We start from the raw sequence: 7,493 nt of genomic DNA, 5'->3' as shown, positions 1-7,493 counted from the left end.
GACATCTCCCCCTCAAGGGGGGAGATCGGATGTCATCCCCGCTTTCGCTAATCGCTGACGTCGCCGAACAGAGCGAAGCGCCGAAGCTGCCAATCTCCCCCCTTGAGGGGGAGATGTCCGGCAGGACAGAGGGGGGCGACACAGAATGATGCGGGAAACAAGCTTCCCCCGCGCCGCCTCGCCATTCCTGGGTTTTGCCAGGCTCTTGCGCCGCTACGGCTTTGCCATAGCCCCCGAGCAAGTCTCCGGCTTCATGCAGGCGGTGACGTTGCTCGGTCCACGCTCGATGGCCGACATCCGCGAGGCGGCCCTCGCCACCCTGGCGCCGCCGCCCGACCGCCGCGACGAATTCGAAGCGCATTTCCAGAGCCATTTCTATGGCAACAGGTCCGCCGTGGTCGAAGGCGACGCCGACGAGGAAACCCGCATCAAGGATGATGGCGGTGCGAGCCAGGAAGAGATCGAGGTCATCAGCCATCAGGAAGGTGGCGAACTCTCTTCCGGCGCCGAACAACTGAGTACCCGCGATTTCAAGCGCGACGACGACAACCTTGCCGCTTTCCGCCGCAGGCTCGCTTCAGCCTTGCCCGCCCGCCGCTCGTTCCGCACCGTGCGCACGCATTCGCGCGGCAAGCTCGATCTGCGCCGGTCGCTGCGGGAAATCGTCAGCGCCGATGGCGACGTGCCCTCGCCGCTGCTGCGCCGCCGCCAGACCGTGCCGCGCAAGCTGCTGCTGCTGATCGACGTTTCCGGCTCGATGAAGCTGCACACCGCAGACTATCTCAAGCTGGCGCATGCCGCCGTGCAAGGCGCGGACCGTGCCGAGATTTTCACCTTCGGCACGCGGCTGACCCGCATCACCACGGCATTGCGCATCCGCGACGGCGACCAGGCATTGGCCCGCGCCGCTGTCCAGGTCGACGATTGGGACGGCGGCACCCGCATGGGGCCGACGCTGCTCGCCTTCCTCTCGGTGCCGCGCTTTTCAGCCTTTGCACGCGGTGCCGCTATCGTCATCCTATCCGACGCGCTGGAACGCGGCGATCATGCCGAGTTGGAGACAGCCATGCGGCGGCTGAGCGCCCGCGCCTTCCGGCTGTCGCTGGCCACACCTTTGGCCGGCGACCCGCGCTTCCGGCCGGCAACGGCGGCACTTCGCGCCATCCTGCCTGACCTCGACGATCTCGTCGACGGCTCGTCGCTTGCCGGTCTCACCGATTTCATCCTGTCGCTCGCCCGCCCTGCTCCGGCGGCGGCGACAATCTGGAAGAGGGTTTCATGATGCAGAAAACCATCGACGCACATTTTCACATCTGGCGCCAACAGGATCAGCCATGGCTGGTCGGACCGATGGTGCCGCGCATCTTCGGCCCCTACGAACCGATCCGGCGCGACTATCCGATCGAGGAATTTCTCGAAGACCAGAGGGATTCAGGCGTCGAGAAGGCCGTCTACGTCCAGACCAACTGGGCCAAGGAGGATTTCGAGAAGGAAGTCGCTTTCCTGCAGAAGACGTCCGACGAAACCGGCTGGCCGCATGCCATCGTCGGCTACACCGACATGACCGTCGACGATATCAGGCCTCAGATCGATCGCTTGATGAAATACAAGCTGCTGCGCGGCCTGCGCATGCAGTTGCACTGGCACGAGACCCCGGCCTTCCGCTTCGCCGCCTCCGCCGATCAGGTGATCGACCCGAAAGTGCGCGCCAATGTGGCGCGGCTCAAGGATTATGGCCTGTCCTTCGACCTGCAGCTCTTCCCCGCCCAGATGAAGGACGGCCTGACGCTGGTCGGCGAGAACCCCGAAACGAATTTCATCCTCACCCATGCAGGCATGCTGACCGGCATGGAACCGGAAACCACCGAGGCCTGGAAGGCAGGCCTGCAAACGCTGTCGGCGGCGCCCAATCTTTACGCCAAGCTGTCGGGCCTCGGCACCTTCGTCCACCGCAACGATCCCCTGCTGATCGCCTATGTCGTAGACAACGCGATCGATATCCTGGGCGCCGACCATCTGATGTTCGGCTCGAACTTCCCGATCGAGAAGCTGTGGACCAGCCACGCTGAGCTGATCAAGGCGCACCGCGACGCGGTGGCCAAGCATGGTGCGGTGGCCGAGGCGGATATCTTCTGGAACACGGCGGAGAAGGTTTACCGGCCGGTGTGACGCCTCACTTCACCTCGAACTGCGGATCGACTGGAATCTGCATCGCCGTCACCAGATGGTTGGTCTGGCCGGCGAGCCCGATGATCGACACCAGTTCGCCATGCTGCGCATCGGTCATGCCCTTGGCGCGGGCTGCCGCCGTGTGCGAGTGGACGCAGTAGGAGCAGCCATTGGCGGTCGACACCGCGATGTAGATCATCTCCTTGGTCAGCGGATCGATGGCGCTGTCGGCGACCATCACCACCTTCAACTGTTCCCAGATCCGCTTCAGCGCCGGAGGATCATTGGCCAGCCCGCGCCAGAAATTGTTGACGAAATCAGATTTGCGCGTCGCGCGGATGTCTTCGAACACGGCTTTCACGGCGGGAATCTTTTCGACCTCGGCATCGCTGAGGAGTTTTGTGGTGGCCATGGGGTTTTTCCTTCGTTGGATCGTTGCGTGAATTGAATCAGGTCTTGAGCAATTGCGGCCAATCCACTCGTCCGATTCACTTTTCCAGCGCCGGCGTCTAGATTCAGGTCAGGCCGAGTCGAAAATGGTGGGTTCCGAGAACCGGAGCGGAGCGTACTTTTCGTACGTGAGAACCGGAAGCGCAGGAAACCGCCATTTGCAGGCCGGCCTCACCTGAATCTAATGCACGGCCGCGTACATGATCTTCTCCTCCGTGGCCTCCGCCGGCGAAAACTCCTCGACGATGCGGCCCTGGCGGCAGACCAGGATGCGGTCGGACAGGTTCATGATCTCCGGCAGGTAGGACGAGATGACGACGACGGCCAGCCCCTCATCGGCCAGCCGGTTGATGATCTGGTGGATCTCGGCGATCGCGCCGACATCGACGCCACGTGTCGGCTCGTCGAAGATGACGATGCGCGGCTTCTGCACCAGCCCCTTGCCGATCACCACCTTCTGCTGGTTGCCGCCTGACAGCTCGACGACGCGCGCATTGTCGTTGATTGCCTTGATGTTCAGCGTCTTCGTCCATTCGGCCGAGAGCGCGCGCATCTCCTGCGTGTTGATCACCCAGGCCTTTTCGCGGCCCGCCGCCAGCAGTCCGCCGAACAGGTTTTCGGCAATGCCCATCGTCTCGAAGATGCCTTCGCTCTTGCGGTCCTCGGTGACATAGACGATGCCGTCGGCCACCGCTTCGCTCGGCACGAGATAGCGCACCGGTCTGTCATCGAGTTCAATCGCGCCCCCGCGCAGGAAATCCCGTTTGTAGATGCCTGAGACGATCTTGAATGTCTCGGTGCGGCCGGAGCCGATCAGCCCAAACACGCCGGTGATCTGGCCCTCGAAGATCGAAAAAGAGGTGTTGCGCACGACATTGCTCATCGAAATGTCCTGCACCGACAGCACTTTCTTGCCCGCCTTGCGCAGCTTCGCTTCGTCGCGCTGGCGGTAGATCTGTCCCGATAGCGTGCGCCCGACCATGGCGGAAACGATCCTGTCGCGGTCGAAGGCGGATGTGTCGTCGGTAATGACCAGCTCGCCGTCGCGCAGGATGGTGATGCGGTCGGCGATATCGAGCGCCTCTTCCAGCGCATGGCTGATGAAGACGATCGAGACGCCGCCCGCCTTCAGCCGGCGGATCAGCGCGAAGAAGTGCCGCTTCTCCTCCGGCGTCAGCGTCGCCGTCGGCTCGTCGAAGATGATGATCTCGGCATTGTGGTGGACGGCGCGCGCGATCTCGACCATCTGCCGCTTGGCGGCGCCCAACGTTGCCACCATGGCGTTGGGGTCGACCGGAAAATTCAGCGACTGCAGGAACTGCTGCGCTGAAATGTAGGTGCCGCGCAGCCGGTTGAGGAACTTTTCGGTGCCGAGATAAAGGTTCTGCGCCACCGTCATCGACGGCACCAGGCTGGTCTCCTGGAACACCATGGCGATGCCGGCTTCAAGCGCTGCGTGCGGCGAGGCGTAGGCGATCTCTTGCCCATTGTGGAACATCTTGCCCGAAGTGGCATCGACCACACCGGCGATGATCTTGGTCAGCGTCGATTTGCCCGCGCCGTTCTCGCCGAGCAGCGCATGGATCTCGCCCTTGCGCAATTCGAAGCTGACGTTCTTCACCGCAGGCACGCCACGATAATTCTTGGTGACGTTTTCCAGCCGAACGATCGGTTCCATCAAAAACCTCCCGCATCGATCGCCAGCACGCAGTCGCCGCCTCTGGAGGCGACAAACAGCCGGCCATCCTTTTCCGCAACGCTGCAGATGCCATGACGCGTTCCATTGGCGCGGCTGTGCAGGCTGAACAGCGGCTGCATCTTCTGGTCGAGCCTGACCACCAGCCCATAGGAGCGGCTCGGCGACCACGGCTTGTGGATGCCCATGGTGCGGATGCCGCCGCATTGCAGCGGCTCGAGGAAGCTGCGGCTGGACGCCAGTGCCGGCGCGATCCAGTAGGCCGGCGGCACTTGGCTCAGCATGTCCTGCCGGTAATGCGTTTCCTGCAGCACGAATTCGATCAGCCGGTTGCGCGGCGCAAACAAGGTCAGCCAGGCCCCACCATCGGCGGACGGCGACAGCCGCGCGGGATATCCCGGCAGATGTGCAAGCACCGTCGAGCGGTTGCCGGTAGCGCCATCGAAGCGAACAAGCTGGTGACGCCAGCTTTCGCTAACCAGCAGATCCTCGCCGACAGGATGCAGCCCGTAGGGAAAGGCAATGTCGCCGGCGAGTTTGCGGAAATCACCGCCTGCGGCGCCTCGCTTCCAGAGCGAACCGGACACGCCCTTCTTCATCAGATCGGCGGCCCATTGCGATGGCGCATGCTCGGTCGAGCCGTTGGCCAGCCACAGCGTGCCGTCATCCGCATAGGCTAGTGCGGTGATGCAGCTGATCCCGGCCGGCAGTGAAACGTCGCTGCCGCCAATCAGCAACTTGCCGCTTTCCAGCCCGACCGTCAGTTCGCCCAATGGCGACAGCGCCAGCGCGGTGACGGCAGACGGAAAGGTCTCGACCACGACAGGTTGCGCTCCAGCAGCAATCGAATGGATGGCGTTGCCGCTGGAGACCAGCAGCCTGTCACCGGTAACCAGCAGATTATCCGGTTCCGTCAGCTCGGCAAAAGCCGGCGCATCATCCAGCCGCGTATTGGGGCGAAAAGCGCCGTCGAGCGGCGGGATGGTCACCGCCTTACCGCGGAACAGGTCGAGCACCGGGTCGAGGATCATGGCTTTGCTCCCCAATAGGAAGCGGGGCTGGTCCAGTTCGGGTCGGCGCCTGCAATCTTGTAGCGGCCGATACGGTTGTTGAGGATGCCGCCGACGAACAGATACCCCTTGTGCTCGCGCATCGAGGTGACCATCGGGTGCGCGCCGCCGGTGAGGTCGCCCATCGCCTCGACGATGCCGCCCTTCTCTGTGAATTTCACCACACCGCCGGTGTTGATGTTGGGGAACAGCCATTCGTCCTGCGGCAGCCGGCGCGTCATGCGCTTGCGCATGTCGGGATGGCGCAGCGACAGGTCGAAGCTCGGCGTGCGCATGCCGAGCCACGCCATCCAGTAATTGCCGTCGGAGGCGCGGTTGATGTTGTCGGGATAGCCCGGCATGTCGCGGATGACGCATTCGGCGGTGCCGGCCTTCGGCCCTTCCAGCCAGTAGCGGTGCACGCGGCAGGCCCAGCTTTCGGCGAAGAACAGCGACTTGCCGTCATGCGCCATGCACACACCGTTGGTGTAGCGATAGCCGTCGAGCAGCGTCTTCGTCGAGCCGTCCTTCGGGTCGTAGACCAGCAGCCGGCCGGTGGCACGGTTCTCGATCGAATCCAGCGCCCAATCGTGGGCGTCATATCGCTTAGTTGAATCTGTGAAATAGATGCGGCCGTCCGGTGCGATATCGCAGTCGTTGGGGTCACGCAGCCGTGCATCGTCGACGATCGAGGTCCACGAGCGCGACGTCTCCGCCGAGAGGCGTTTGACCTCCCGATCCGGCGAGACCGAATAGAGACCCATCGCGCCGACGCAGCTGATCAGATTGCCTGATTTGTCGAAGGCCAGCCCCAGCGGGAAACCGCCGATGTGGGCAAACACCTCCGACCTGACATAGTCCGGCGCGAAGAAGCGGACGATCTCGCCATGACGCGTGCCGCAATAGAGATTGTCGTCGCGGTCGAGGATGACGTCTTCCGGCCCCTCCAGCTCGCCAAGCCCGATATGCTCTGCGGCCGACAGCCTGTTGTCGAGTTCGTATGGCGTGCCCGAGCCGGGTGCGGCCGACTGTGTCTCGCCCATCTTGAGATAGACCGGCGCGACATAGACCTCATTCAGCACCTTGTGCCGGTTCTTCAGCCAGCGGATGTCGATGGTCACCGCCACCGCCAACATGATGCCGAGCACCATCTGGTTGGTGCCGGTGCCGTAGCCCAAGCGGATCAGACCGTTGGTCATGGTCAGCACGATGATTGCGCCCATCAGCCCCTTGATCACCGAGCCGCGCCCGCCGCCGAGGCTGACGCCGCCGACCACCGCCGCCGTCAGCGCCATGATCTCGAGGTTGAGGCCGGTTCCCGGCCCTGCCCCGCTCAGCCGGCAAGCAATGAGGAAGCCGCCGATCGAGGCGCAGAAGCCGGAAAAGACATAGGTCATGAACACGGTGCGGCGCACGCGGATGCCGGCATTGTGCGCCGAGCGCCTGGAGCCGCCGACCGCCAGCACGTGCCAGCCCGGCCGCGAACGCGTCAGCGCGATATGGGTGACGATGGCCAGGATGATCGCCAGCCACACCGAGACGGACAGCCCCCAGAAGGTGCTGTCGCCGATGAAGTCGAGCACATCCGATGTCGCGGTCGAGAGCTGCACATCGGCGGCATAGGTGGTGACCAGGATGTCGAACAGCGCCCGGCCGAAGATGAAGGTCACCAGCGTGGTGAGAAAGGCGCGCAGCCTGAGATAGCCGACAAGGTAGCCGTTGATGGCGCCGAAGATGAGGCCGGTGGCGAGCGATGCGGCCAGCGCCAGCCAGATCGACTGTTCGAGGATGAAGAAGACATAGACGGCGGAAAAGCACGACAGCGCGAAGATCGAGCCGACCGACAGATCGATGCCGCCACCCAGCATCACCACCGTCATGCCGGTGACGACCATCGAGAACTCGCCGAGCTGGCGGGTCGATTCCTGCAAAGCGGTCAGCTTGAAGAAGCCGGGAATGACCGAGCCGAAGGTCGCCAATGTCGCCACCAGCGCCAGGAACGGAATGGCGTTGTCGGTCCAGCGTTTGGTCAGTATCTCGCCGACGACATGGTCGGGCACGAGATTGTAGCGCCAGGACTGGAGGCGTTCGCGAAAGGACATCGGCTGCTGCTATTCCATGAGGGGACG

Annotated in this window: 6 protein-coding genes; 2 read left to right on the top strand and 4 right to left on the bottom strand. The window is 63.4% G+C overall.

Going from position 1 to position 7,493, the window contains the following annotated elements; translation table 11 throughout:
• Nucleotides 1-145: 145 nt before the first annotated feature.
• Complete coding sequence (locus ENZ75_RS14200; protein ID WP_063168527.1) at nucleotides 146-1,282, top strand: VWA domain-containing protein; 1,137 nt, start codon at nucleotides 146-148, stop codon at nucleotides 1,280-1,282.
• The gene (locus ENZ75_RS14195) at nucleotides 1,282-2,169 is read left to right on the top strand and encodes an amidohydrolase (RefSeq protein WP_063170273.1); all 888 of its coding nucleotides are present in this window, start codon (nucleotides 1,282-1,284) and stop codon (nucleotides 2,167-2,169) included. The genes ENZ75_RS14200 and ENZ75_RS14195 overlap by 1 nt, the downstream gene beginning before the upstream one ends.
• 4 nt (nucleotides 2,170-2,173) lie before the next feature.
• Here ENZ75_RS14195 and ENZ75_RS14190 read toward each other — a convergent pair whose 3' ends face one another.
• The 4 genes from ENZ75_RS14190 to ENZ75_RS14175 all read right to left on the bottom strand — a co-directional run bounded on the left by ENZ75_RS14190 (nucleotide 2,174) and on the right by ENZ75_RS14175 (nucleotide 7,466).
• The gene (locus ENZ75_RS14190) at nucleotides 2,174-2,581 is read right to left on the bottom strand and encodes a carboxymuconolactone decarboxylase family protein (protein ID WP_063168528.1); all 408 of its coding nucleotides are present in this window, start codon (nucleotides 2,579-2,581) and stop codon (nucleotides 2,174-2,176) included.
• A 219-nt stretch (nucleotides 2,582-2,800) separates the two neighbouring features.
• The gene (locus ENZ75_RS14185) at nucleotides 2,801-4,297 is read right to left on the bottom strand and encodes a sugar ABC transporter ATP-binding protein (protein WP_063168529.1); all 1,497 of its coding nucleotides are present in this window, start codon (nucleotides 4,295-4,297) and stop codon (nucleotides 2,801-2,803) included.
• Complete coding sequence (locus tag ENZ75_RS14180; protein WP_063168530.1) at nucleotides 4,297-5,346, bottom strand: hypothetical protein; 1,050 nt, start codon at nucleotides 5,344-5,346, stop codon at nucleotides 4,297-4,299. Before ENZ75_RS14180 ends, ENZ75_RS14185 begins: the two co-directional genes overlap by 1 nt.
• On the bottom strand, nucleotides 5,343-7,466 hold the full coding sequence (locus ENZ75_RS14175; RefSeq protein WP_013530839.1) for an SMP-30/gluconolactonase/LRE family protein: 2,124 nt from the start codon (nucleotides 7,464-7,466) through the stop codon (nucleotides 5,343-5,345). The genes ENZ75_RS14180 and ENZ75_RS14175 overlap by 4 nt, the downstream gene beginning before the upstream one ends.
• Between the last annotated feature and the right edge of the window lie 27 nt (nucleotides 7,467-7,493).

Source organism: Mesorhizobium sp. M7A.F.Ca.CA.002.04.1.1 (assembly GCF_004022805.1).
Classification (GTDB): domain Bacteria; phylum Pseudomonadota; class Alphaproteobacteria; order Rhizobiales; family Rhizobiaceae; genus Mesorhizobium; species Mesorhizobium ciceri.
This window is presented reverse-complemented; position numbering and strand designations above follow the sequence as displayed.